This window comes from Mesorhizobium sp. M8A.F.Ca.ET.207.01.1.1 (assembly GCF_004794715.1).
GTDB lineage: Bacteria > Pseudomonadota > Alphaproteobacteria > Rhizobiales > Rhizobiaceae > Mesorhizobium.
The window spans coordinates 1-315 of record NZ_SRUS01000406.1 but is presented as its reverse complement, the minus strand read 5'-3'; the positions used below and the strand labels follow the sequence as shown (position 1 = coordinate 315).

Below are 315 nucleotides of genomic sequence, written 5' to 3'. Positions count from 1 at the left end.
GGTTCGTCCACCGGCACCCTGCTGGCCGCGGCACTGAAGTACTGCAAGGAGCAGACCACCCCGAAGAAGGTGCTGGTGCTGGTCTGCGATACCGGCAACAAGTACCTGTCGAAGATGTACAACGACTACTGGATGCTGGACAACGGCTTCCTGCAGCGCCCGCAGCACGGCGACCTGCGCGACCTGATCCTGCGCCCGTACGGCCAGCGCGACACCGTGGTGATCGGCCCGAACGACCTGCTGACCACCGCCTTCCAGCGCATGAAGCTGTACGACGTGTCGCAGCTGCCGGTGATGGACGGTGACCAGCTGGTC

1 pseudogene is annotated in these 315 nt (G+C 64.4%); it reads left to right on the top strand.

Features of this window, described 5'->3' with window-relative positions:
* Positions 1–315 (top strand): annotated as a pseudogene (locus tag EN850_RS35115) (cystathionine beta-synthase); the annotation flags it as partial.